General features: G+C 67.5%; 19 protein-coding genes. 3 read left to right on the top strand and 16 right to left on the bottom strand.

The features are described 5' to 3' along the window. Positions 1 to 3: 3 nt before the first annotated feature. A complete protein-coding gene (serC, locus tag A7V84_RS11840) occupies positions 4 to 1,173 on the bottom strand; it encodes a 3-phosphoserine/phosphohydroxythreonine transaminase (RefSeq protein ID WP_082833015.1) in 1,170 nt (389 codons plus the stop codon). Positions 1,174 to 1,296: 123 nt separating this feature from the next. Here serC and asd point away from each other — a divergent pair, with 123 nt between their 5' ends. Next, on the top strand, positions 1,297 to 2,187 hold the full coding sequence (gene asd / locus A7V84_RS11835) for an archaetidylserine decarboxylase (protein WP_063940000.1): 891 nt from the start codon (positions 1,297 to 1,299) through the stop codon (positions 2,185 to 2,187). Between the two features lie 67 nt (positions 2,188 to 2,254). On the opposite strand, the gene pdxK is transcribed toward asd, so the two are convergent. The 8 genes from pdxK to A7V84_RS11795 form a co-directional block, all read right to left on the bottom strand. Continuing rightward, positions 2,255 to 3,148, bottom strand: coding sequence for a pyridoxine/pyridoxal/pyridoxamine kinase (pdxK, locus tag A7V84_RS11830; protein WP_052125578.1), 894 nt, complete (start codon positions 3,146 to 3,148; stop codon positions 2,255 to 2,257). A gap of 68 nt (positions 3,149 to 3,216) precedes the next feature. Next, positions 3,217 to 4,158: an EamA family transporter RarD gene (rarD, locus tag A7V84_RS11825; protein WP_231886730.1), complete on the bottom strand. Its 942-nt coding sequence runs from the start codon at positions 4,156 to 4,158 to the stop codon at positions 3,217 to 3,219. Next, the gene (locus A7V84_RS11820; RefSeq protein WP_063492135.1) at positions 4,155 to 4,979 is read right to left on the bottom strand and encodes a YggS family pyridoxal phosphate-dependent enzyme; all 825 of its coding nucleotides are present in this window, start codon (positions 4,977 to 4,979) and stop codon (positions 4,155 to 4,157) included. Before A7V84_RS11820 ends, rarD begins: the two co-directional genes overlap by 4 nt. Positions 4,980 to 5,214: 235 nt before the next feature. Beyond that, entirely contained in the window at positions 5,215 to 6,018 is an 804-nt protein-coding gene (locus tag A7V84_RS11815) for an aldolase (protein WP_025517298.1), read from the bottom strand. Positions 6,019 to 6,026: 8 nt separating this feature from the next. Beyond that, positions 6,027 to 6,680: a glutathione S-transferase family protein gene (locus A7V84_RS11810; protein WP_025517299.1), complete on the bottom strand. Its 654-nt coding sequence runs from the start codon at positions 6,678 to 6,680 to the stop codon at positions 6,027 to 6,029. Positions 6,681 to 6,691: 11 nt separating this feature from the next. Then, positions 6,692 to 7,672: a Bug family tripartite tricarboxylate transporter substrate binding protein gene (locus tag A7V84_RS11805; RefSeq protein WP_231940013.1), complete on the bottom strand. Its 981-nt coding sequence runs from the start codon at positions 7,670 to 7,672 to the stop codon at positions 6,692 to 6,694. 289 nt (positions 7,673 to 7,961) lie between these two features. Then, positions 7,962 to 8,846, bottom strand: a complete 885-nt coding sequence (locus A7V84_RS11800; protein WP_025517303.1) for a LysR family transcriptional regulator — start codon at positions 8,844 to 8,846, stop codon at positions 7,962 to 7,964. After that, positions 8,846 to 10,348, bottom strand: coding sequence for an L-lactate permease (locus A7V84_RS11795; protein ID WP_063492134.1), 1,503 nt, complete (start codon positions 10,346 to 10,348; stop codon positions 8,846 to 8,848). Before A7V84_RS11795 ends, A7V84_RS11800 begins: the two co-directional genes overlap by 1 nt. Before the next feature lie 249 nt (positions 10,349 to 10,597). Between A7V84_RS11795 and A7V84_RS11790 the strand changes: the two genes are divergently transcribed. Then, entirely contained in the window at positions 10,598 to 11,776 is a 1,179-nt protein-coding gene (locus A7V84_RS11790) for an MFS transporter (RefSeq protein ID WP_033534032.1), read from the top strand. A gap of 16 nt (positions 11,777 to 11,792) precedes the next feature. Here the strand turns inward: A7V84_RS11790 and A7V84_RS11785 are convergent, their stop codons facing one another. The 3 genes from A7V84_RS11785 to A7V84_RS11775 are packed head-to-tail and all read right to left on the bottom strand — an operon-like array spanning position 11,793 to position 16,077. Further along, on the bottom strand, positions 11,793 to 13,031 hold the full coding sequence (locus A7V84_RS11785; protein WP_025517307.1) for an MFS transporter: 1,239 nt from the start codon (positions 13,029 to 13,031) through the stop codon (positions 11,793 to 11,795). Next, positions 13,028 to 14,056 (bottom strand): class I SAM-dependent methyltransferase, encoded by a 1,029-nt coding sequence (locus tag A7V84_RS11780; protein ID WP_162269646.1) that lies wholly within the window; start codon positions 14,054 to 14,056, stop codon positions 13,028 to 13,030. The genes A7V84_RS11785 and A7V84_RS11780 overlap by 4 nt, the downstream gene beginning before the upstream one ends. A gap of 14 nt (positions 14,057 to 14,070) precedes the next feature. Continuing rightward, complete coding sequence (locus A7V84_RS11775) at positions 14,071 to 16,077, bottom strand: TonB-dependent receptor (protein WP_115638889.1); 2,007 nt, start codon at positions 16,075 to 16,077, stop codon at positions 14,071 to 14,073. A gap of 147 nt (positions 16,078 to 16,224) precedes the next feature. Between A7V84_RS11775 and A7V84_RS11770 the strand changes: the two genes are divergently transcribed. Further along, the gene (locus A7V84_RS11770; protein ID WP_025517312.1) at positions 16,225 to 17,151 is read left to right on the top strand and encodes a helix-turn-helix domain-containing protein; all 927 of its coding nucleotides are present in this window, start codon (positions 16,225 to 16,227) and stop codon (positions 17,149 to 17,151) included. A 17-nt stretch (positions 17,152 to 17,168) separates the two neighbouring features. Here A7V84_RS11770 and A7V84_RS11765 read toward each other — a convergent pair whose 3' ends face one another. From A7V84_RS11765 to A7V84_RS11750, 4 genes are read right to left on the bottom strand one after another with little or no spacing between them, the layout of a single operon-like run. Then, a complete protein-coding gene (locus A7V84_RS11765) occupies positions 17,169 to 18,584 on the bottom strand; it encodes an amidase (protein WP_063492133.1) in 1,416 nt (471 codons plus the stop codon). Positions 18,585 to 18,613: 29 nt separating this feature from the next. Continuing rightward, on the bottom strand, positions 18,614 to 19,408 hold the full coding sequence (locus A7V84_RS11760; protein ID WP_025517315.1) for an enoyl-CoA hydratase: 795 nt from the start codon (positions 19,406 to 19,408) through the stop codon (positions 18,614 to 18,616). Beyond that, positions 19,398 to 20,591 (bottom strand): CaiB/BaiF CoA transferase family protein, encoded by a 1,194-nt coding sequence (locus A7V84_RS11755; RefSeq protein ID WP_033534030.1) that lies wholly within the window; start codon positions 20,589 to 20,591, stop codon positions 19,398 to 19,400. The genes A7V84_RS11760 and A7V84_RS11755 overlap by 11 nt, the downstream gene beginning before the upstream one ends. Continuing rightward, complete coding sequence (locus A7V84_RS11750; RefSeq protein WP_038855119.1) at positions 20,584 to 21,396, bottom strand: alpha/beta fold hydrolase; 813 nt, start codon at positions 21,394 to 21,396, stop codon at positions 20,584 to 20,586. The genes A7V84_RS11755 and A7V84_RS11750 overlap by 8 nt, the downstream gene beginning before the upstream one ends. Positions 21,397 to 21,398: the final 2 nt, after the last annotated feature.

Here is a 21,398-nt window from a genome sequence, read left to right as displayed (position 1 = left end):
GGGCTAGCCCGTGCGCCGCTCGAAATCCCGCAGGTATTCCACCAGGGCCTGCACGCCGGCATCGCTCATGGCGTTGTACAGGCTGGCGCGCATCCCGCCCACGCTGGCGTGCCCTTTCAGCTGCAGCAGGCCGCGCTCGGCGGCCCCGGCCAGAAACTCGCCTTCGCGTCGGGCATCGGTCAGGAAAAAGGGCACATTCATGCGCGAGCGCGCCGCGCGATCGACCCGGTTCTGATAGCAGCTGCCGGCGTCGATGGCGGCATACAGGGTCTGCGCCTGGCGTGCATGGCGTCGCTCCATGGCCGCCAGACCACGCCATTGCCCCTCCTGCTGGCTGGCGATCCAGCTCACCATCAGGCCCAGGATGTAGATGCCCCAGGTCGGCGGGGTGTTGATCATCGACTGATGGCGCGCCGCCAGGCTGTAGTTGAACGCGTCGGGACACAGGGTCTGCGCCCGCCCAAGCAAGTCATCGCGCACGAACACCACGGTCAGGCCGGCCGGCCCGAGGTTTTTCTGCGCACCGGCGAAGGCCATGCCCACACGGCTCCAGTCCATGGGGCGCGACGCGATATCGGAAGAACAATCCACCACCAGCGGCGCACTCGATCCGAGCGCCGCCAGATCGGGCAGCTCGTCGAACTGCACCCCTTGTATGGTTTCATTGCTGCATATCTGCACATAGGCCGCCTGCGGGTCAAGCTGCCAGTGCGCCGCTGCGGGAATCCCGCAGTACCCGCTCGCGCGCGCCGATGCCGCCACGCCAGCCCTCTCCAGATACTTGCCGGCCTCGATATGGGATTTCTCGCTCCAGCTGCCGGTGAGCACGAAATCGGCAGCGCCGCCCGCCCCCAGGTTCAGGGGCACCATGGCGTTCTGCCCGATACCTCCGCCCTGCTGAAACAGGATGTGGAATTCCGGCGGCACCGCCAGCAGACGACGCAGCCCTGCCACGGCTTCCTCATAGATCGTCATGAAGTCGCGCCCGCGGTGGCTCATCTCCATCACGCCCATGCCACAGCCGCGCCAATCCTGCATCTCCTCGGCCGCCTGGGCCAGCACGGCCTGCGGCAAGGCCCCGGGGCCAGCGCCGAAGTTGAAAGGCCGGCTGCCCCCCTGCGGCGTGCTGGCCGATGCGGTACGCCAAGCGTCATTGATGCGAGCAGATTCCATGGTTATCCAGCGTCCTTCGGCGCAATGGCCCGACATAGCCATCCTGGCCGTGTGTTTATTTGTCCTAGGACATTCTATAGTACGATCCATGTCATTTCCATAATTCCTGAGAGCTACTGTCCGATGTCGCTATCCGTTCTCCTGCAACGCCTGACGCCCCTGACCTTCGTGAGCCGCTGCGCGGGCCGCCTGGGTGCGAGTCGGCGCCGCTGGATCGCGCAGCCGCTGATACGTCTTTTCATCAAGCGTTATGGCATCGACATGCGCGAAGCCGCCCTCACCCAGCCCGGCGACTATGCAAGCTTCAACGCTTTCTTCAGCCGCGCGCTGCACCCGCAGGCCCGTCCGCCGGCCAAGGCCGACTGCATCAGCCCGGTGGATGGCCGCATCAGCCAGCGCGGACATATCGATGGCGAGCAGCTCATCCAGGCCAAGCAGCAGACCTACAGCGCAGCGGAACTGCTGGGCGACGCCCGCCTCGCTCGACGCCTGTCAGGCGGGCATTTCCTCACGCTCTACCTGAGCCCGGGGGATTACCACCGCGTGCACCTGCCCTGCCCGGCCCAATTGGTCGCCATGCGCCACGTGCCCGGACGGCGCTTCTCGGTGCGGCCGGAGATCGTGCAACGCGTGGACGGGCTGCTGGCCCGCAACGAGCGGCGGGTCTGTCATTTCCGCCATCCTGTCTGGGGCGAATTCGCGATGGTGCTGGTGGGCGCGGCGATGGTGGGCAGCATCGTTACCCGCTGGGACGACGCCCTGCCAAGGGCCTTGCGGCATGGCCGCTGGCAGTGGCGCGCCCCGCAAGCCGGGCAAGCGCCGCACTGGCTGCCAGCCGGCGCCGACATCGGTCATTTCGAAATGGGTTCCAGCGTGGTGCTGCTGCTGCCGGCCACCGCCGGCCCGCTGGCCGCCGCGTGGCGCCCGGGGGCCGCCGTGCGTTGCGGCCAGGCCCTCAGCGATGCCATGTTCGCGCTCGAACTGCCCCCCTCGATGCCTGAAGCGGGCGCCTGATCGCGCCCCCCAATGCAAACGGGGCGCCATCCGCGTGGCGCCCCGTTCTGGCAATATCCGTTCCGTCTCAGCCCAGATCCAGCAACCAGTCAGCCGGGCCAGGCGCGGCGATATCCTGCCTCGCCGGCATCAGCAACTCGGCGCTATCGGCAGCCCGGGTGGCCGCCAGGGCCTGAACCAGATAGTGGGTCGCGCGCTCGACGGCCTGCGGCAGGCTGGCGCCAGCCAGCAGATGCGCGCTCAGCTCGGCGCTGAACAGGTCGCCCGTGCCCTTGGGCGTGGTTTCCACCCGCCGATGACGCAACAGCTGGGCATCGTCGCGCGTGACCACCAGCAATTGCAGATGGCCCGGCGGGCAATCTTCCTGCGCCGCGCTGGTCACGACCAGCCACTGCAGCCGCTCATTCAGCAGGCTGCGTGCGGCGACCACCGCCTGCTCGATGCGCCCGACCTCACGGCCGCTGAGCAGGCCCAGCTCGAAACTGTTCGGCGTCAGGCCATGGGCCTGCGGCAGGACATATTCGCGGCTGGCCTGGGCCAGACCATCGGCGACATACAGGCCGTGGTCATCGTCGCCCATGACCGGATCGACCACCACCTGCACCTGCGGATGCGCCTGTCGCATGCGCTCGATCCAGCGGCCCAGGACCACGGCCTGGCCCGGGCTTCCCAGATACCCCACCAGGATCGCACGCAGGCTCGCCAGCGCGCCGCGCGCCTCCAGATCTTCCAGGTAGCCGTCGAACCACTCTTCCGGTATCGGACCGCCATGCATGCTCGGATAGTGCGGCGTATTGCTGAACAGCACCGTCGGTACGACGGCGGCATTCAGGCCATGCGCGCGCAAGGCGGGCGCGGCCACGTTGTTGCCGACGTGGCCGTACACCACTTGCGACTGCACCGAAACCACATCGAACAGCAAAGGCCGCCCGGTGGCGAGATATCCTTGCTCGGAAGCCATGAAGGTCTACCTTTATGAAGACGACAAAACCATTGCCGCGTCGCCACGGCAAAAAACGGACAGCAGGCTCAAGGCTGGGATTGTTCCAGAACAGGGCCCGTCCCGACCCGTGGCAATCGCGGCCAGCGGGCCTGCCACAGACGCGCGACAGCCTCCGCGCACAAGACCCCGACTGCCGCCCAGATGGCCAGATAGGTCGGCCAACGCGCCGCCTCGATCTGCTCACCCAACAATAATGCCACTACCACGAGCAACAACGGCTCGACATAACCGAGCAAGCCGAACAGGGCCAGCGGCAAGCGCTGGCTGGCCGCGATCATGGCCAGCAGCGCCGTGGCGCTGATCACGCCCAGGCCCGCCAGCAAGCCAAGCTGCACCGGCTCCGGCAGCGCCCAGGACCCGCCGCCCGCAACGACGGCCAAAGCCGCCGGCAGGCTCAGGGCCAGATCGAGCCACAATCCGGCCAGGTTATCGGTGCCCAGGCGACGGCGCAGCAGGTAATAGGGCGGAAACCCCAGCGCCACCAGCGCCATGGGCCAGGAGAGATAGCCGGCCTGCAGGATTTCATACGCAACGCCCAGCCCGGCCAGAACACTGGCCAGCTTGCGCCACGGCGAAAGCCTTTCCCCGAAGCACCATCGACCGGCCAGCACCAGCATCAGGGGCAGCAGGAAGTAGCCCAGCGACACATCGAGGGCGTGCCCATGCAAGGGCGCCCACATGAACAGCCACAACTGCACGCCCAGCAGAAAGGCCGACGCCAGCGCGCCCAGCCACAGGAGCGGCTCGTTGCGCAGGCGGCGCGCCAGCGCGCGCAGCTGCCGGCCCTGCCCCGCGGCCATCAGCACGGCAGTCAGCAGAGGCAGGCTCAGGACGATGCGCCAGCCATAGATCTGCAGACTGTCCAGCGGGGCCAGCCAGCTGGCGTAGTAATACATCAGGGCGAACAACGACGAGGCCAGCAGCGAACACCCCACGCCGCTGGCCATCGATACGGCTGGACGGCTCATTTGTCGGCGGCGTCCCCGTCGGCGGTCGGCCAGTAGAAACTATCCGGCGTGGCGCGCGCGCCGAAAATGGCCTGCCCCACGCGCACCACGGTCGCCCCTTCCTCGATGGCGATTTCGAAGTCTCCCGACATGCCCATGGACAGTTCGTCCAGGCTCACGCCCTCGGGCGCCTCTTGCCGCAGGCGCTCACGCAGCTCGCGCAGCAATACGAAACACTGACGCACCCGCTCGCCCTCGGCCGAGAACAGGGCCAGCGTCATCAGCCCACGCACGCGCAAGGCGCTGAACGCCGGCAGCTGGCGCAGGAAGTCCGCCACCTCATCGGGATGCAAGCCGTACTTGCTGGCCTCTCCCGACGTGTTGACCTGCACGAACACATCCAGCGCACGGCCTTCGGCCTGCAGCCGGCGCTCCAGCGCCTCGGCAACGCGCAGGCTGTCCAGCGCCTGGAACTCGCTGGCGCAGCGCGCCACCAGTTTGGCCTTATTGGTCTGCAGGTGACCGATCACCGACCATTTCAGGTCTGGCAGGTCTTGCAGGTTCTCCCATTTCCGATAGGCTTCCTGCGGCTTGTTCTCGCCCAGCAGCAGACATCCCGCCGCATGAGCCAGGCGGATACTGGCTTCCGGCTTGGTCTTGCTGACCGGCAGCAGGCGTACGCCCGCCGGGTCGCGGCCGACGCGCGCGCAGGCCGCCGCGATCCGTGCATGCACCGCCGCCAGGTTGTGGCGAAAGTCATCCACGCTCTCGGCCTGCGGCCAACGGTTGTGCAGATCATGCAAGGGCTGCGTCGACGACGACGGGAAATCTTCGGTGCTCACGGCTGGGCCTCGTTGCGATACGGCGCATTGCTCACGCCCAGGCACGGCGCCTGGGCGTGCTACAAATGCATTTTGTCCTAGGTCAAAAATATACCATAACCGCGCCCTGTTTTCCCAGGGAAAACGCGCCTTCACGGCGGCATTGCCGCGCCTGCCCGATGGGCAGGCAAGACGAAAAAAAACCGGCGTTGCCGCCGGCTCGGGGAAGAAAGAAAAGACGAATGCGCCGGGGCGCTCAGTTGCCCGTGTCCAGGCAATCGTGATTGCGAGGCTGCTTCAAGGCGCGACGCGCGTAGTACTCGAAGGCGATGGTGTTGCGGCGCGGACGCAGGATCCAGTCATGCGCCTCTTTGCCGAGCGCCGGGTCGATAGGCTGAATGGTGCCGGCCCCGCTGGCCAGCAACTGCATGCGCGCTGCGCGCTCGAAAGCCAGCGCCAGCACGCAGGCCTCCTCCACCGAGGTGGCGGCGATCAGCAAGCCGTGATGCGACAGCATCAGCGCGCGCTTGTCGCCCAGGGCCGCCGAGATCAGCTCGCCCTCTTCGTTGCCCACCGGAATGCCCGGCCATTTTGCGACGAATGCCACGTCGTCGTACAGCACGCAATTGTCCATGTGCGACACCACCAGCGGCTGCTCCAGCATACCCAGGGCAGCCGTATGCAAGGCATGAGTGTGGATGATGCAGTTCACGTCCGGTCGCGCGCGGTAGACCCAGGAGTGAAAGCGGTTGGCCGGGTTGGGGATGCCTTGCCCGTCCAGGACGTTCAGGTCTTCGTCGACCCGCAGCAGGTTGGCGGCGGTGATCTCATCGAAGCCCAGTCCAAGTTGCTGGGTGAAGAACTGGCCCGGCGCGTCGGTGCGGCAGGTGATCTGCCCGGCCAGTCCGGAATCGTGGCCGTTGTCGAACAGGATGCGGCAGGTCAGCGCCAGCTTCTGGCGCAGCGTATAGGCGCTTTCGCTGAACTGCTTGTCCATGCGGGCGGTGGATTGCGCCACCAGGGTGGCCTTGTCCAATTGGAAGGTATCGGGTTGCGTCATCGTCAGCCTCAAGGATGTTCTGCAGTGGAAAGGTTGCGGTCCGGCTGGCCGGGAAAGAGCGGTTCATAACCAGGCAACTGCTCGATACGGCCCAGCCACGCCAGAATGGCGGGATAGTCTTGCAAGGCAATGCCGCCCATGGGCGCCATGCGCGTATACGGATAAAGCGCGACATCGGCAATGGTGGGCGTCTGCTGGCTGGCGACCCAGCCTTGCGGCCCCTGGGCCTGCAGGCGTGCCTCCAGAATCCGCAAGGCGGCATGGGCAGCCACGGCGTAGCCCGCAAAGGGCTCCTCCTGCGGGTTGCCACGCTGGTGCAGGGCCAGATGCAGGCGCAGTTGCGCCAGCGGCTTCATGTGCCGGTCCTGCTCGAAGGACAGCCAGCTCAACACCTGGGCCTGCGCTTCGCGGCCTTCGGGCCACCAGGGGGTGCCCCAGGCAAGGTATTGCAGGATGGCGGCCGACTCCGCCAGGTGCTGGCCGTCGGGCAGGCGCAACACGGGCACCTGCCCCAGCGGCGCGATGCGGGTGAACGACTCCTGCGCCAGGTCGCCCCGGTCGATGGACAGGCTTTGCCGCTGCAGGGGCACGCCCAGCAGACCGGCCATCAGGCGCACTTTCCAGGCATTGCCCGAACGCCGGGTGTCATAGAGCATCAACATGGCAAGCTTCCTCAATCCAGTCGTGTCCCGGCGGCCTGAATGACCCGGGTCCATTTGTCCGTTTCGGCGGCGATATGATCGCGATAGGCGGGCACGCCGGTCTTCATCGGTTCGATCCCCATCTCGGCCAGACGCGCCAGCAGTTCTGGCCGGGCCATTGCCTTGGCCACGGCGTCGCTGACCACCTGCACACGATCGGCAGGCATGCCCGGCGGCGCGACCAGCGCATTCCAGGAACCGATCTGGAAGCCCTCGACCCCCTGCTCCACGCTGGTGCGCAGCTCCGGTTGCGCGGCATTGCGTTGTGCAGCGGCAATGGCCAGCATCGTCAGCCTGCCGTTGGCGGCCTGCGGCGCAATAACCGGCAAGGCGTCGATCACACCCTGCACCTGGCCGCCAATGGCTGCATTGACGGCTTCGGCGCCGCTCTTGAACGGGATATGGACGATATCCGTCTGGGTGGCCAGCTTGAACAGCTCCAGCCCCAGATGCGGCGAACTGCCGTTGCCCGCTGAGCCGAAGTTCAGTTTGCCGGGATTGGCGCGCGCATAGGTCACCAGCCCAGGCAGATCCTTCACGCCATCGATCCCGTTGATCGCCATGACATAGGGCGAATTGCTCAACAGGGAAATCGGCGTCATGGCCGACGGCTCGTAGTTCAGGCGCTGATAGAGCATCTTGTTGACCACCTGGGTGCCGACCGTGCCGAGCATCAGGGTATAGCCATCCGGAGCCGCCCCCATCAGGAACTGCGAAGCGATCGCACCGCCTGCGCCGGGACGGTTCTCGATCACGATGGTCTGGCCCAGGGCCTCGCCCAGATGCTGGCCGATCAAGCGACCGGCCACGTCGGTGATGCCGCCCGCGCCAAAAGGAATCAGCAGACGAATCGGTTTTTCGGGATAGGCGGCCTGCGCACCCTGCGGCGCCACGCAAGCCAGGCTGCTTACGGCAAACAGCATCCCCATCCATACGCGTTTGAAGGGCGTCATGGTTTGTCTCCAGTGAGTATCTTCGGGTCGGGCCCGACGCCCTATCCGGCCTCGGCGAGGACGGACGGCCGGGCCGTCATGCGGGTCTGATGCCCGCGTTCAAAGGCTGTGCGGCCGATGCGGCCGACAGGGGCTACAGGATGGCGCGGCGCGCAAGCGCCGCTGCGGACAGGCCTGGGTGTTCATGCGGGAATCTCCTCTGTGCATCCCGGGCCGGCGCGCTGCCAGCCTTCACCCCGTATTGTGTTGACCTATGTCAAAACCAGCCATGACCCGGCGCTCATAGCAGCTATTCCTTTTCGTCACGTCTGAGGCCGCTGGCGACCTGCATGGCGCAGGCCAGGAAGCGTTGCGCCAGGGCCGGCAAGGGACGATCGGCACGGCGGATCGCCACCACCCAGCGTCGCAGCGGCGGGCTCTCCAGCGGCTGCTGGCACAAGGCGTACTCCGCCAGCCGCTGCGGCGGGATGCGCGAAGGCAGGATGCAGTCTCCCACGCCGGAGGCCACCAGCTGCAGCATGGTGTCGACCGTTTCGGCCTCGGCCACATACGTCGCCTCGATCCCGGAACTATGCAGCATGCGCCGCAAGGCATAGTTGGGCGGGAACCCCACCAGGCGCAGCGGTGCGCCGGGCATGGTCGGCTTGTCGCGCCGGGTCACCAGTGCCATCTCGTTCTGGAATAACGGCTCCGAAATCACCGTTCCCACATCGACGGCGACGTCATAGACGAATCCCAGGTCCGCTTTGCCGCTGTCGACCAGGGCCACCACGTCGGGTGAACTGCGTCCCAGCAGGGCGAGGTTGACTTGCGGGTGCGCGCTGGCGAAACGCGCCACCACCTCTGCCGTGAAGTAATAGCTGAGGGTATGCACGCTCGCCAGCCGGACCGTACCGTGGGTATGGCTATGCCGGCGCGCCTCGTCAATCGCGGCATCGATATCGCGATACAGCGGCCGCAGGGTTTCATGCAGCCGGGCTCCCATTTCGGTAAGCACCACGCCGCGGCCGGTGCGCACGAAAAGCGGGGCCCCCAGGGTCGCCTCCAGGCCGGCAAGCTGCTTGCTGACGCTGGACTGGGTCTGGTCGAGCAGGTCGGCCGCCTTGGACAGCGAGCCCAGTTCGGCAATGCACAGGAAATACCGCAGTGGGCGATCCAGGGTTTCGAGCGCCATCAGATTCCCCTTGAGGTCACGGCAGAGACCGCCGACGCCGCGCCCGGGCTGATCACGAACAGGGCGAACACCAGCAGCACCAGCAAGGCCATCGCCGCATAAGGCAGCAGGCCCCGGTATACCTGACGCTCCTGTCCGCGACCGCCAGCCAGGCCGGCGGCAATCGACATGCGTACCGGAGAAAACAAACCCAGCGAGGTGCCGCTGGCGTGCTGCAACGCCGCCACCAAGGGTACGCTCAGCCCGGCTTCCAGGGCCAGCGTGACATGAGACGGCAGAAACAGACTGTTGGCCGGGTTGCCACTATTGGTCAGCACTCCGAACAGCCCGGATACCGGCGGCGCCAGCAAGATGGCCTTCTCTCCAAAGGCCTGCAGCGTCGACTGCGCGAACGCGCCTGAAATCCCCGAGACGGTCAACACTTCGGCCATCATGGCAAACAGGAATACTGCCAGCACCGCATGCTGCCCGGTGCGCCAGGCATGGCGGCACTCCTGTCCCAGCCATGCGGTCTGCCTGCGCAACAGAGCCGTCAGCAAAGCGCCCACCACCAGCCAGCTACCCGCATGATATAGCGGCGACCACGCAGGCAGATCCGCAAAGGGCGCCACCCGGCCCAGACTGCCCAAAGCCTCGCGCGCACCGGGCGCGAGCCGCGAAACCGCCAGGCCGCCGATCAGCGCGGCATAGGGCGCCGCGCGGGCGGCCGCGGCCCGGGCCTGACGCCAGTCCGGGCGCTGGTCGCGCAGATAGCGCAATACGATCAAGGGACCGTAGGCTGCCAGCAAAGCGGTCTCGGGCCCCAGGAAATGGGTGCTCAAACCGAGCAGCCCCAGACCGGCTGCCACCCAGCCAGCCTCCTCAAGACGCTGCCCGACCGTGCCCGGCAGACCGGCTGCGCGCGCCGTGGCCCAGAACAGCCACAACCAGACTCCCATCAGCAAGACGGCCGGCAGCAGCGTGTACAAACCCAGCACGGCCGGCGGCAGGCGCGCGTAGGCCGCCGCCAGGATGGTTCCGCTGCTCATGGCCCCCCACGGAATCAGGGATTGGCTCAGCAAGGCAAACACCATCAGGTGTCTCGGGGCCAGGCCCAGCGGACGCAGCAGCACCACCGTACCCAGCATGCCGACCCCGAACCCGGTGGCCGATTCGGCGAAAGGCCCCACCAGAAAACAGGCGAAAAACGCCAGGCGGCGCCGTGCCAGCGGATCCTCCGTGCCGGGGCCGGCCGGCGTTGCCGCCACCTGCGGCGCGCGCGCGGCCACTTGCCAGAACAGCAGGCCGCCCAGGATGTAGGGCGCGATCACCGCCCCGATCCAGACCCCGCGCCAGAGCGCCTCGCCCAGCACCGGCGCGCCAACCGCTGACGGGCCTGTCAGCCAGGCCACCGGCAACGCCGCAAGCAGCCCCAGCAAGGCAGCCTGCGTGGTGTTGGCTCGCCCGCTGGCGATGGCCAGCAGTACCAGCAGGGCCGGCAGCGCCCACCAGAAAAACATCATGATGCTCTTTCCCCGTGACCCGTTCCAGGCCTGGACTTATTTGACATAGGACAATAAAAGCTTACACATTAGATCAGAAATCGATGCGGCCGACTTGCCTGCAAGAGCAGCACGGCTGGCTCTCATGGGCAGGCCCGCAGGCCGGGCCGCGTGCCCTGACGCTGCCACCGGGGCCGCCCGGGCGCATCGGGAAAAACGCGTATGCTTCGCCTTTGGCTCGTTATGCCGCGTTTTCCTACTGCTGTCTGAATGCCTGCTTCGCGCAACCACACGACCTTCGCGCTCCTCATGCTGTGCTCGATGCTGTCGCTGGCCGGTACCGATCTGATCCTGCCCGCGATCCCGCGCCTGCCTGAATTGTTCTCCACCACCGCCTCGACCTCGCAACTGGTGCTCGCCGCCTATGCGGGGGGGTCGGCCCTCGGCCTGCTGCTGTTCGGGCACCTGGCCGAACGCATCGCGCGCCGGACCCTGTTGCTCAGTTCCCTGGGCGTGTTCGCGCTGGCTTCGCTGGCCTGCATGTTCGCCTCCGGCATCGACACGCTGATCGCCCTGCGTGCCTTGCAAGGCGCGGCCTCGGCGGCCGCGCCGGTTTTCGCGCCGGGCATCATCCGTCAGCTGTTCGACCCGCAGGCCAGCGTGCGCGCCATCGGCCTGCTGGGCAGCGCCGAGTCGCTGAGTCCGGCGCTCGCGCCGCTGGCCGGGGCGGCCCTGCTGGCGCACTTCGGCTGGCGCTCCTCTTTCGGCGTCTTGAGCGTGGCGGCCGCCCTCGCGGCCCTGCTGATTCTCAGGCTGGGCTTGCCCCCGCAGACGGCCGCCTCGACACCACGCGGCACCTATCGGCAACTGCTGGGCAATGTCTGCTATCTCCGCTATGCGCTCAGCCAGGCTTTGACCCTGGGCGGGCTGCTGACCTTCGTGTTCGGCGCGCCCGCGGTCATCGTCGGCGCCATGGGCGGCAGCCTCGATGATTTCATCATCCTGCAGATCATCAACGTCGCCAGCTTCATCGTCGCAGCCAACCTGGCCGCGCGGCTGGGCGAGCGCTTCGGCACCGAGCGCGTGATCATGGCGGGCAGCCTGATGGGCCTGTTCAGCGCGCTGACGCTTCTGCTCTACGGTCTGGGCGGCGGCAGCGACCCTCGCTGGCTACCCCTGCTGTTCCTGCCCATGGGCGTGGGGCTCGGCCTGCGCGGGCCGGCAGGTTTCTATCTTGGCGTGGTCGCCTCCGGCGAGAACCACGCGCGCGGCTCGGCCCTGATCGTATTCTTCATCCTGGGCATCACCACGCTGGGCACCGCACTGGCTGCGCCGTTCATCGGCCTGGGGCTGGCGGCATTGGCCGTGGTGGCCAGCGCCCTGCACCTGCTGTCGACGCTGTTGCTGTGGCGGTTGCCCGCCCTGCCCGGACCGGCGCCTGCACCCTGACCCGCCAGGCGGCGTCTCAACGCCCTGCCGCGCCCGGCGCCAGGATCCGGCGCCGGCCTCGCAGTGCCATCAGCCACACCAGCGTGGTCGCCCCCACCAGACTGCCCAGCATCAGGCCATAGCCGCCCAGGTCCAGCAGGGCGCCCGCGGCCACCGGTGCGGCCGTGCGGCCCACCACGAACAGGCTGGACTGCAGGCCATAGTCAAGCGCCGCCAGTCCCGGGCGCGCGTGATACATCATCAGGCCGAAGACCAACCCGGCCGACGCTCCCATGGCCGCGGCAATCAGCATGGCCGCAGCCGTGAGCGCCTGCGGCCCCAATTGCCCGAGCGTAGCCACAGCCAGGGCCGCGATGGCCAGCAGATTAAAGCCGCCGAACCAGGGCAATGCCGCAGCTGCCGCCGGTCCGCGTGACAGACGGGCCGCCGCCAGGCTGGCCAGCGCGGCCACCAGGCCGCCCAGAATGCCGACGATCCAGGCGATGCGCCCCGGCGCAAAACCCTGATCCAGCATGAGCGGTTTGAGATAGACCCACACAGCACCGATCGACGGGTAGTACAACACCAGAAAGACCGCCCATACCCGATGGGCCGGCGCGCCAAACCAGGCCAGCCCCTGAGGTATGCCCGCCAGCCCCCCCGCCGGCGCAGCCGGCGCTTCGGGCTGCGGCGCCTGCCCGGCCCCCAGCCAGGGCGCCAGCAGCACGCCGGACAACACGGCCAGCGCCAGGGCCTGAAATGGCCAGGCCCATCCGCCCTGGTCGTAGAGCATCAGGGCCAGGCCGCCGCCGACGATGGCTCCCAGCGAGGTGGCCGCTGAACGCAAGGCGCCAGCGCGCATGCGCTGGGCCGGGGGCAACATCTGAATCGCCAGTGCATTGACGGGCACATCGACCCAGGTGCCCAGCAGACTGACCAGCATGGCCAAGGTGAACAGTTGCGCATAGCTGCTGCGCCCGAGATCGTGCACCCCCATCAGCCACAAGGCCCCCGCATAGGCCAGCCCCAGCAGCATGCCCCAGTTGCGATAACTGGCGCGCCCCAGACGCCAGCGATCCACCGGCGCGGCCAGCAGAAACTTCAGAATGGCAGGCAGGCCGGCCAACTGCAGCAGGCCGATATCCAGCCCGCTCCATCCATGCTGGCGCAGCACCAGCGGCAAACCGACGTAGAGATAGATGACGGGAGCCGTGAACACGAGGTTCAGCCAGGCCAGCAAACATTGCTGCGGCCACCAGTTGCGTGCGGCGCTCACGCCCGCTGTCCTGCATAGACCCACACCGGCGCCATGGGGAAATCACAACGGCCCAGGCATTCGACGCTCTGCAGACCCGCCTGCCGCATGCCCGCGGCGATCTCGCCGGCCTGCGGCAGGTAGTTGCCGCGCAGACGCAACGCGCCATAGAAAGGCAGCACCTGCGCGGCCAGCGCCGGATCGTCGGTCTGTTCGGCATGCGCCAGCAGCAGGCGCCCGCCAGGCGCCAGGCCCCGGGCCATTGCAGCCAGGGCCGCCTGCGGATCGCTCAGGAAATGCAGCACGGCCGAGCACCAGATCAGGCCATAGCCGCCTCCCGGGAAATCGCGGTTCAGATCGCAGCCACGCGCGCCCAGGCGCGCTTGCAGCCCGGCGCGCACGATGTTTTCCTGGGCCACGCCTGCGGTCTCGGGCTCATCCCAGACCTCCCCGTGCCATTGCGGCAAGGCCTGCGCCAGGGCGATGGCCACATGCCCCGGGCCGCCCCCCAGATCGAGGAAGCGCCCTTGGGACGGCAAAGGCGGCAGGCTCTGCAGCAGGCGCAACACGGCCGGCGCCGTCACGGCGGTCTGCTCCTGGCCGATCTGCACCCGCGCCGCCTGCGCCCAGCTGCCACGCGGTGCTGCCGGCCCTTGCGGCTTGACGCCGTCGCGCAGCAGTTCAGGCCAGCTGGCCGCCATGGCGGCCAGCAGATCGGCGCGGTAACGCCAGGCTTGCGCGCAAGCCTGGGCAGCCTGCCCCGCAAAGAACTGGCGCGCAAGCGGCGAGGCCAGATAGCGCGGGGCCGCGCTATCCTGGCCGACGTGGCGCTGCAACAGCGCCATGCTCCACAACAGGTCCAGCCACAACGCCGTGGCGCGGGGCTCCAGCGCCAGACGCTGCGCGACCTCGACCGCCCTGGCCGGCTCGCGGGCCAGAGCGTCGAACAAACCGTGCTCGAGGGCCTGGTCAAGCGCCTGAGCCTGCAAGGGGGCCGCCGCTGCATTCCAATAGGGCTGCAGAGGGTGCCGGGTTTCAAAATTCATATTGATGCGCTCCATTACATGCGCCAGGTCAGGCGCAACCCCGCCTCTCGCGGCGGGCTGTAGACCGTCACGAAGCCACCCTGGTAGCCCACGGCGTCATAGCGTTTGTCGGTCAGGTTGTTGATGTAGGCCGAGATCTCCCAATCGCCCTGCTGGTAACCGGCCGTCAGATTAAGCAGCGCATAGCCGCGCCGGCTGTAGTCGTTGGCCGGGTCCAGATAGATCTTGCTGGTACCGACCACATCGGCCTGCACATAGCTGCCGTTGGCGGCTTCGTAGCGCACGCCGACGCGCCCGCTGAGTGCCGGCGCAAAAGGATTGCGGTGTCCGGCATAATCGGCCGCGCCATCGCGGAAGCGGTCGAACGTGGTGCGGTTCCAGGCCAGCCCGGCGCGCAACTGCCAGCCCTGCCCCAGCAGATAGTCCATCTCCAGCTCCAGGCCCTGCGAACGCGCGGTGGCTGCGCTGGAGATGTAGTTCACGCCCGGCACCGGCTGCATCATGACCTGCATGTTGTCGACGTCCATGAAGTAGGCCGCCACCGAGTAGCGCAGGCGCCGCTGCAGCAGCCAGCCTTTCATGCCGGTTTCATATGACCAGCTGCGCTGCGGCGCGTAGGCCGGGTAGTTCAAAGCCGAGACGAACACGTTGTAGCCCCCGGCGCGCACGCCCCGGCTGACGCTGGCATACCACTGATGATCGGGGTCGAACTGGTATTGCAAGGCCAGCCGGGGCAAGAGATGCGTCCAGGCCTTGCGCTGACGTGCCGCGTCATCCGGATGCAGGGCCACCGCGCTGCGCTCCAGCCGCGCGCCGCCCGACAGCGTCCAGTCCTGCCCCAGCGGCCAGGTCCAGTTCGTGAACACCGCCCAGGCCCCGGTCTTGAGATCGGCGCCATAATCCTGCCGAGCCACCCCGCGTTTGCTGATGTTGCGCAGGTCATGGCGGCCCCGGTCCGCATACACCCCGGCCAGCCACTCGGCGCGCCCCCAGTTGCCCTCCAGACGCAACTCCTGCGACGTGGTGCGCAGATGGCTGTCCCGCCCGATATGCAGCAAGTCTGCCGGCTGGAAGTCGGTATCCTGCTGCACCTTGTCGCGAAAATCGTTGTAGGCCGTGATGGCGCGCAGCCGCCAACCGTTGCCGAAAGTGTGCGAAGCGTCCAGGGACAGCGTCTGGCCCAGCGAACGATTCCAGCTTGGCGTACCGGACCACACCTGCGTCCGGGGCGCATCCACGCTGCCCCACAGATTGGCGCCATCGTGATAATGCTGACGCGCGTAGCGCAGCACCACCTCGCTGTCAGGGCCCAGGCGCCAGCGCAGCCCGGCCTTCAGGTCCTGATGCTCGCGACCATCTGCCTTGCCGCCGGTGTAACGGTTGCGGATAAAGCCCTCTTCGCGCCGCCAGGATGCCGACAGGCTCGCATAGAGTTTGTCTTCGACCAGCGGCCGGCTCAACGACATCCGCAGACCGCGCCGGCCCTGGGTCCCGGTCTCGGCTGCCACGCTGGCGCGCGGCGTGTCATCCATGGGCTTGCTGTAAATGGCGATCACGCCCGACTCGGCATTGCGGCCGTAGAGGGTGGACTGCGGCCCGCGCAGCACCTCGATGCGGTCGATATCCATCAGGTCATTCTCGAAGCCCTGGGCGGTCAGGGTCGGCACGCCATCGACCACCATCAGCACCGAGGTGGAATAGGAGAAGATCGAGGCGGTCAAGCCGCGCATCACGGGCGACTTCATGCCCGGCTGCCCGAAAGGCTGGAAGCTCAGGCCGGGGACACGCCCCTCCAGTTGATCCAGGCGCGTAAGGTGCGATTGTTCGATTTCCTGGCCATCCAGCACCGCCACGCTGGCCGGCACCTGATCGAGCGCGCGCTCGACCTTGTCGGCGCTCACCGTGATGGACGGCAACTGCGCCACGGGCGGCGCTTCCTGCCCGATCGCCAGCGCCGCCGGCAGCGCCAGCGGCACGGCCAGCCTCCAGGCGCTCCGGTGCGCCCCCCGCATTGCATTCATTGTGTCTTTCCCCAGCCATGACAGCGTCGTTACGCCTGGAGAGGACTATAAAACGGCAATGCAAATGGCTATCATTCAATACATAGGCAAACCGGAGTTTTACATAGGCCATCCGGAGCGTCTGTCTGCCGGCACGCAAGGAATGTCATGTCTTATCGCTTGAGTTGTTCTGATTTCAGCGCCCCAAGCCGCCTGGGCCAATCGGGCTGGTGGCGCAGCCAACTGCCCACCGAACTGGGTCGCTGCCTGACCGACCACATCGTGCTCGACCCGGGGCTGTCGCTGGTCTACGCGCAATACCAAGCCAACCGCGACCTGCTGCACGCCAGCCGGGTGGAGCGTCCCCGCTCACTGACGATCACCGTGGCGCTGGAAGGAGAGTCCAGCACGCTGGGCGTGGACGGCGGGCGTTTCGATTTCGTCCAGGGCAGCAGCACCATCGCCGCCTTCGCCAATGTGCGCGGCCAGCGCCGCTTTCCGGCCCACCGCCCGGTCCGGCAACTGCGGCTGGTGGCCGAAGCCGCATTGTTGCAACGCTACGGCCTGGCGCATCTGCTCGACGGCATCCGGCACGAAGATATCGCCCAGCGCCTGCATGTCGGCCCCCACAGCGCCGTGATCCGGCATCTGGCCGACACCGTGACGCGCTTGCATGCCCAGGGCGGCGGGCTGCTTGATCTGCAGATCGCCGCCCTGGGCCTGCTGGCCGAACAGACCCGCTGCTTGCTGCCCGCGCCCGCCATCACACCCCTGCGCGCCTCGGATCAGGACAAGATCCTGCGCGCTCGTGATCTGATGGCGGCGCATTATGCGCAAGCCCTGACGCTGGGCTACCTGTGCGCGGCGGTCGGCACCAATGAATGCAAGCTCAAACAGGGTTTTCGCGATCTGTTCGGCACCACCCCGCACCGCCTGCTCACGCGCATCCGCATGGAGCGCGCCTGGGAACTGCTGCACAGCGGCCAGCGCGTCTCAAGCGTGGCCTACCAGGTCGGCTATCGCCATCCCTCGAGCTTCAGCGCCGCGTTCGAAAAGCACTACGGCCGCGCCCCGCGCACCGTCAACCGTGCCTGAACGCCGCCCGGCCTGGCTCAGGCCGGCACAAAAGCCGCCAGATCCGGCGCCTGACGCCGGCCCAATATGGCTTCGCAGACCTGCGCCACGGCCAGCAGCCCACTGTCCTGCCCGGCCGGGCAAAGCAATTGCAGCCCCACCGGCAAGGGCGCGCCCCATTGAGCAATGGGTTGCGAGGTGCCGCAGAGGTTCAGGGCATTGGCCGCCCGCGTCGGCCCACCACAATAGCGGTTGAGGGCCCGCTCGGCCGCCTGCGACTCGAACCTCCCCGCAAAGACCGGCGGCAGGTTGTGCTTGACCGGCGCGACCCAGGCATCGACGCCCTGAAACAGGCTCAGGGCGCGTTCGCGCAAGGCCTGCAAGCGCCAGCGCGCGCGCAGATACCCCTCGGCGCCGGCGTCCAGCCCTTCGGCCACCCGCTCGGCCACATCCGGATTGAGCTGCCCCCGGATGGCCTCGAATCGGCCCTGCCCCAGGCTGGCCATCAACTCCGGACGCGCGACAGCGGTATAGAGCGCATCGATCTCGGTCAGTTCGGGAAAGTCGATCTCCACCAGTTGCACCCCGGCTTCGGCCAGGGCCTGCAGGGCCCGCTCGGTGCAGGCTTGCACCTCAGGGGCCAGAGCCTCGAAAAAATAGGCGCGCGGCACGCCCAGGCGCAGCCGCTGCGGCGGCGGCGGCGCAACCACCGATCCATGCAATGCCTGCCAGGCCAGGGCCAGGCTGGCGGCGGAATCCGCCAGCAAGCCCAGCGAATCGAAACTGCGGCTCATGGGGAACACACCGCTGCGGCTGACCGCGTCGCGGCTGAACTTGATGCCGGCCACGCCACAGAAAGCGGCGGGCCCGCGCACCGAGCCACCGGTATCGGTGCCCACGGCCAGCGCGCACAGGCCTGCCGCGACGGCGACCGCCGACCCGCTGGACGAGCCCGACGCCAGCCGGAACTGACCGGCATCGCAGGGATTGCGCGGCGTGCCCCGGTGGTAGTTGACACCGGTACTGCCGATGGCGAACTCCACCGTATGCGTCTTGCCCAGAATGATGGCGCCGGCGCGCCGCAAGGCGGCCACGAAAGGCCCTTCGCCGCCGATCAGGTCGGCGACGTCGGCCTGCGAACCCGCACGTGTCGGCAAACCATCGACGTGCAGGACATCCTTGACCGCCAGCGGCACCCCCATCAGGGGGCCCAGGTCGGTCCCCGCGGCCAGCAGCGCATCGATGGCCTGCGCACTGGCCAGCGCCGCCTGCGGCGCAAGCACCTCATAGGCCGTCAATACCGGATCGAGCAGGGCAATCCGATCCAGATAGGCTTGTGTCGCCGCCACGGCCGTGATGCGACCGGCCCGCAAGGCCCGGCCATAGGCGGCCAGGTCCTGGCCCTGCAAAGGATCCGGCGTCAGACGGGCGGTGACGGTGGCGGTACTGCGCATGCTTGCTCCTTGGTGGCGGAAGACGGGCGTCAGCGCCCCGCAAAGACGGGCGGCCGCTTGTCGCGGAACGCCGCCTGGCCTTCCTTGTAGTCCTGGCTGCGAAAGCAGGCCAGCACGGCCGCCTCGCATTGCGCCTGACCATACCACCCCGCGGGCTGCGCCGCCGCCTCGATGGCCAGCTTGCTTGCCGCATGCGACAAGGGCGCCAGCTGCGCCACGGACTGCACCATCTCCAGAATCCGCGCCTCTTCCAGCACGCCATTGATCAGGCCCATCGCCTGTGCCTGCGCAGCATCGTAGCGACCTGCCGTGAACATGATTTCCTTGGCCACGGCTGGCCCCACCAGCGCGGTCAGGCGCTGCAGCCAACCTGGGTAATAGGCCACGCCCAGACGGGCGGCCGGAATGCTGAAGCGCGCCTGCGGCAAGGCATAGCGCAGGTCGCAATGCAGCGCCAGGCCGACTCCGCCGCCAAAGCAGATGCCCTGGATCAACGCCACCACGGGCTTGGGAAAGCGCGCCAGGCAGGCCACGCTGGCCTGTACGGTCTCGTTCCACAACTTGACCCCGGCCTCGGTGCTGCGGCGCTCGCCGAATTGCGAGATGTCCGCACCGGCCGAGAACGCCTTGTCGCCCGCACCGCGCAACACCAGCACACGCACCGTCGCATCCTCCTGCGCCTCGGCCAGCAAGGCCGGCAGGCCCGCCCACATATCGAAAGTCATGGCGTTCAGGCGGGTGGGATGATCGATCCACAGCGTCGCCACCCCGCCCTGTTTTTCCAGCCGCAGTTGCGGCGCAGCTTGATCGAGTTCAGATGACATGGCGGCTCCGCAAATCCGTGATCTCTTCGGTGCTCAGGCCGATGCTGCCCAGCACCTCTTCATTGTGCTGCCCCGGCATGGGGGCAATCGAACGCAGACTCGCGCGATGCCGGTCGCTGCGCAAAGGCTGGCCCACCAGCCCGATCTCGCCCAGCTGCGGATGCTCGACCGGCCAGGCCACCCCCAGGTGGCGGACCTGCTCATCGGCGAACGCCTGGTCGATGGTGTTGACCGCGCCGCAGGCGATACCCGCGGCGTTCAGGCGCTCGATCCAGTACTGGCGCGGTGCCGTGGCGAAGATCTCCTCGATCAGGTCATTGAGCGCTTCGCGATGCTGCGAGCGATCCCGATTCATGCGAAAGCGCGGATCTTCCATCCAGTCCTCGCGTCCCAAGGCCTTGCAGAAGCGCTCCCACATCACCTGGCCCGGCACCTGCAGCGTCATCAGCCCATCCTGGGTGTTGAACAAGCCCGTCGGGATCATGGTGGGATGGTTATTCCCCGCCTGCGCCGGCACTTCGCCGGACACCAGCCAACGCGCGGCCTGCAGGTCGAGAATGGCCAATTGCGACTCCAGCAGGGAAGTCTGCACCCACTGCCCCAGGCCGCTGCGCTCGCGCTCGTACAGAGCCATCATGATGCCGAAGGCGCCATACAGGCCGGCCGAGGTATCGCAAATGGCAATGCCGGCGCGCACCGGGCCCTGTCCGGGCAGGCCGGTCACCGACATCAGCCCGCCCATGCCCTGCACGATCTGGTCATAGCCCGGCCGCCGGGCATAGGGGCCGTCCTGGCCAAAGCCGGAAATGCTGGCGTAGATCAGGCGCGGGTTGATCTCGCGCAGTGTCTCGTAACCGATGCCCAGGCGCTCCTTGACGTCGGGCCGGTAGTTTTCGGCCACCACATCGGCATCGCGCACCAGGCGCTTGAACACCTCCAGACCTGCCGGGTCCTTCAGGTTCAGCGTCAGGCTGCGCTTGTTGCGCTGCAGGTTCTGGTAATCGGGCCCCAGCCGCATGCCCCCCATCTCGGTCTCGGTTGCCGGATCCACCGGCTCTTCGATCTTGATGACGTCCGCGCCCCAGTCCGCCAGTTGGCGGATGGCCGTCGGGCCGGCGCGCACACGCGTCAGGTCCAGCACCCTTACATTGGAAAGCGGCAAGGCCGCACTGTCTTTAGTCATGGCGTTCGATGAAGTCCCGCAATAATTGGTTGAACAGTCCAGGCTCTTCCTGGTTGAGCGCATGGCCGCTGTCGCCGAAGACGAACAGGCGGCTGTCGGGCAACACCTCATTGAGAAACAGATTGGGTTGCAGGCAAGGCGTGTCCTGGTCCCCGCACAGCAGCAGTACGGGACATTGCAACTGTGCCAGGCGCGTCTGCAGATGCCACAGGGAAGGCCGCCGCCCCTGCACCCCGCGCAGCGTGCCTGCCAGCCCGACGGCGTCCAGCCGCCGCAGGCCCTGCGCAAACGCCGCCCAGCCACGCGGATCCTTGCGCCGCTGGGCCTGGCGTACCGCTTTGGCGGCATAGCGGGCCGCAAAAGCGTCCAGCCCATCGCGCTCGATGCCGGCGGCCATGGTCTCGTAGCCGCGCTGGCTGGCGTCATAGTCCGCCAGCATCGACCCCGAACCACAGCCGGCCACGGTCAGCGAGCGCACCCGCTCGGGGAAATCCAGGCCGAACTGCAGGGTGGCGAAGCTGCCCATCGACAGCCCCACCACATGGGCGCGCTCGATATCCAGCGCATCCAGCACGGCCAGCGCATCGCGCGCGGCCGTCTCCTGCGAATAGGCTGCCGCTTCGGGCGGCACCGACGACGGCGGATAACCGCGCGCGTTGTAGGCGATGCAGCGATGGCTGCGCGAAAAATGGCGCAGTTGCGGCTCCCAGCTGTGAAGATCCGCCCCCATCTCGTGCAGAAAGAGAATGGGCTGGCCGCTGCCCACTTCCTCGACATACAGTTCGGCGCCATGCGAAGCGATCATGC

It is taken from the genome of Bordetella trematum, from assembly GCF_900078335.1.
GTDB classification, from domain to species: Bacteria; Pseudomonadota; Gammaproteobacteria; order Burkholderiales; family Burkholderiaceae_B; genus Bordetella; species Bordetella trematum.
This window is presented reverse-complemented; position numbering and strand designations above follow the sequence as displayed.

What these genes read in the sequence shown, in the direction of transcription:
- serC (WP_082833015.1), bottom strand. Translation starts at nt 1,173, where the DNA reads ATGGAATCTGCTCGCATCAATGACGCTTGGCGTACCGCATCGGCCAGC.
- asd (WP_063940000.1), top strand. Translation starts at nt 1,297, where the DNA reads ATGTCGCTATCCGTTCTCCTGCAACGCCTGACGCCCCTGACCTTCGTG.
- pdxK (WP_052125578.1), bottom strand. Translation starts at nt 3,148, where the DNA reads ATGGCTTCCGAGCAAGGATATCTCGCCACCGGGCGGCCTTTGCTGTTC.
- rarD (WP_231886730.1), bottom strand. Translation starts at nt 4,158, where the DNA reads ATGAGCCGTCCAGCCGTATCGATGGCCAGCGGCGTGGGGTGTTCGCTG.
- A7V84_RS11815 (WP_025517298.1), bottom strand. Translation starts at nt 6,018, where the DNA reads ATGACGCAACCCGATACCTTCCAATTGGACAAGGCCACCCTGGTGGCG.
- A7V84_RS11810 (WP_025517299.1), bottom strand. Translation starts at nt 6,680, where the DNA reads ATGTTGATGCTCTATGACACCCGGCGTTCGGGCAATGCCTGGAAAGTG.
- A7V84_RS11805 (WP_231940013.1), bottom strand. Translation starts at nt 7,672, where the DNA reads ATGACGCCCTTCAAACGCGTATGGATGGGGATGCTGTTTGCCGTAAGC.
- A7V84_RS11800 (WP_025517303.1), bottom strand. Translation starts at nt 8,846, where the DNA reads ATGGCGCTCGAAACCCTGGATCGCCCACTGCGGTATTTCCTGTGCATT.
- A7V84_RS11795 (WP_063492134.1), bottom strand. Translation starts at nt 10,348, where the DNA reads ATGATGTTTTTCTGGTGGGCGCTGCCGGCCCTGCTGGTACTGCTGGCC.
- A7V84_RS11790 (WP_033534032.1), top strand. Translation starts at nt 10,598, where the DNA reads ATGCCTGCTTCGCGCAACCACACGACCTTCGCGCTCCTCATGCTGTGC.
- A7V84_RS11780 (WP_162269646.1), bottom strand. Translation starts at nt 14,056, where the DNA reads ATGAATTTTGAAACCCGGCACCCTCTGCAGCCCTATTGGAATGCAGCG.
- A7V84_RS11775 (WP_115638889.1), bottom strand. Translation starts at nt 16,077, where the DNA reads ATGAATGCAATGCGGGGGGCGCACCGGAGCGCCTGGAGGCTGGCCGTG.
- A7V84_RS11770 (WP_025517312.1), top strand. Translation starts at nt 16,225, where the DNA reads ATGTCTTATCGCTTGAGTTGTTCTGATTTCAGCGCCCCAAGCCGCCTG.
- A7V84_RS11765 (WP_063492133.1), bottom strand. Translation starts at nt 18,584, where the DNA reads ATGCGCAGTACCGCCACCGTCACCGCCCGTCTGACGCCGGATCCTTTG.
- A7V84_RS11760 (WP_025517315.1), bottom strand. Translation starts at nt 19,408, where the DNA reads ATGTCATCTGAACTCGATCAAGCTGCGCCGCAACTGCGGCTGGAAAAA.
- A7V84_RS11755 (WP_033534030.1), bottom strand. Translation starts at nt 20,591, where the DNA reads ATGACTAAAGACAGTGCGGCCTTGCCGCTTTCCAATGTAAGGGTGCTG.
- A7V84_RS11750 (WP_038855119.1), bottom strand. Translation starts at nt 21,396, where the DNA reads ATGATCGCTTCGCATGGCGCCGAACTGTATGTCGAGGAAGTGGGCAGC.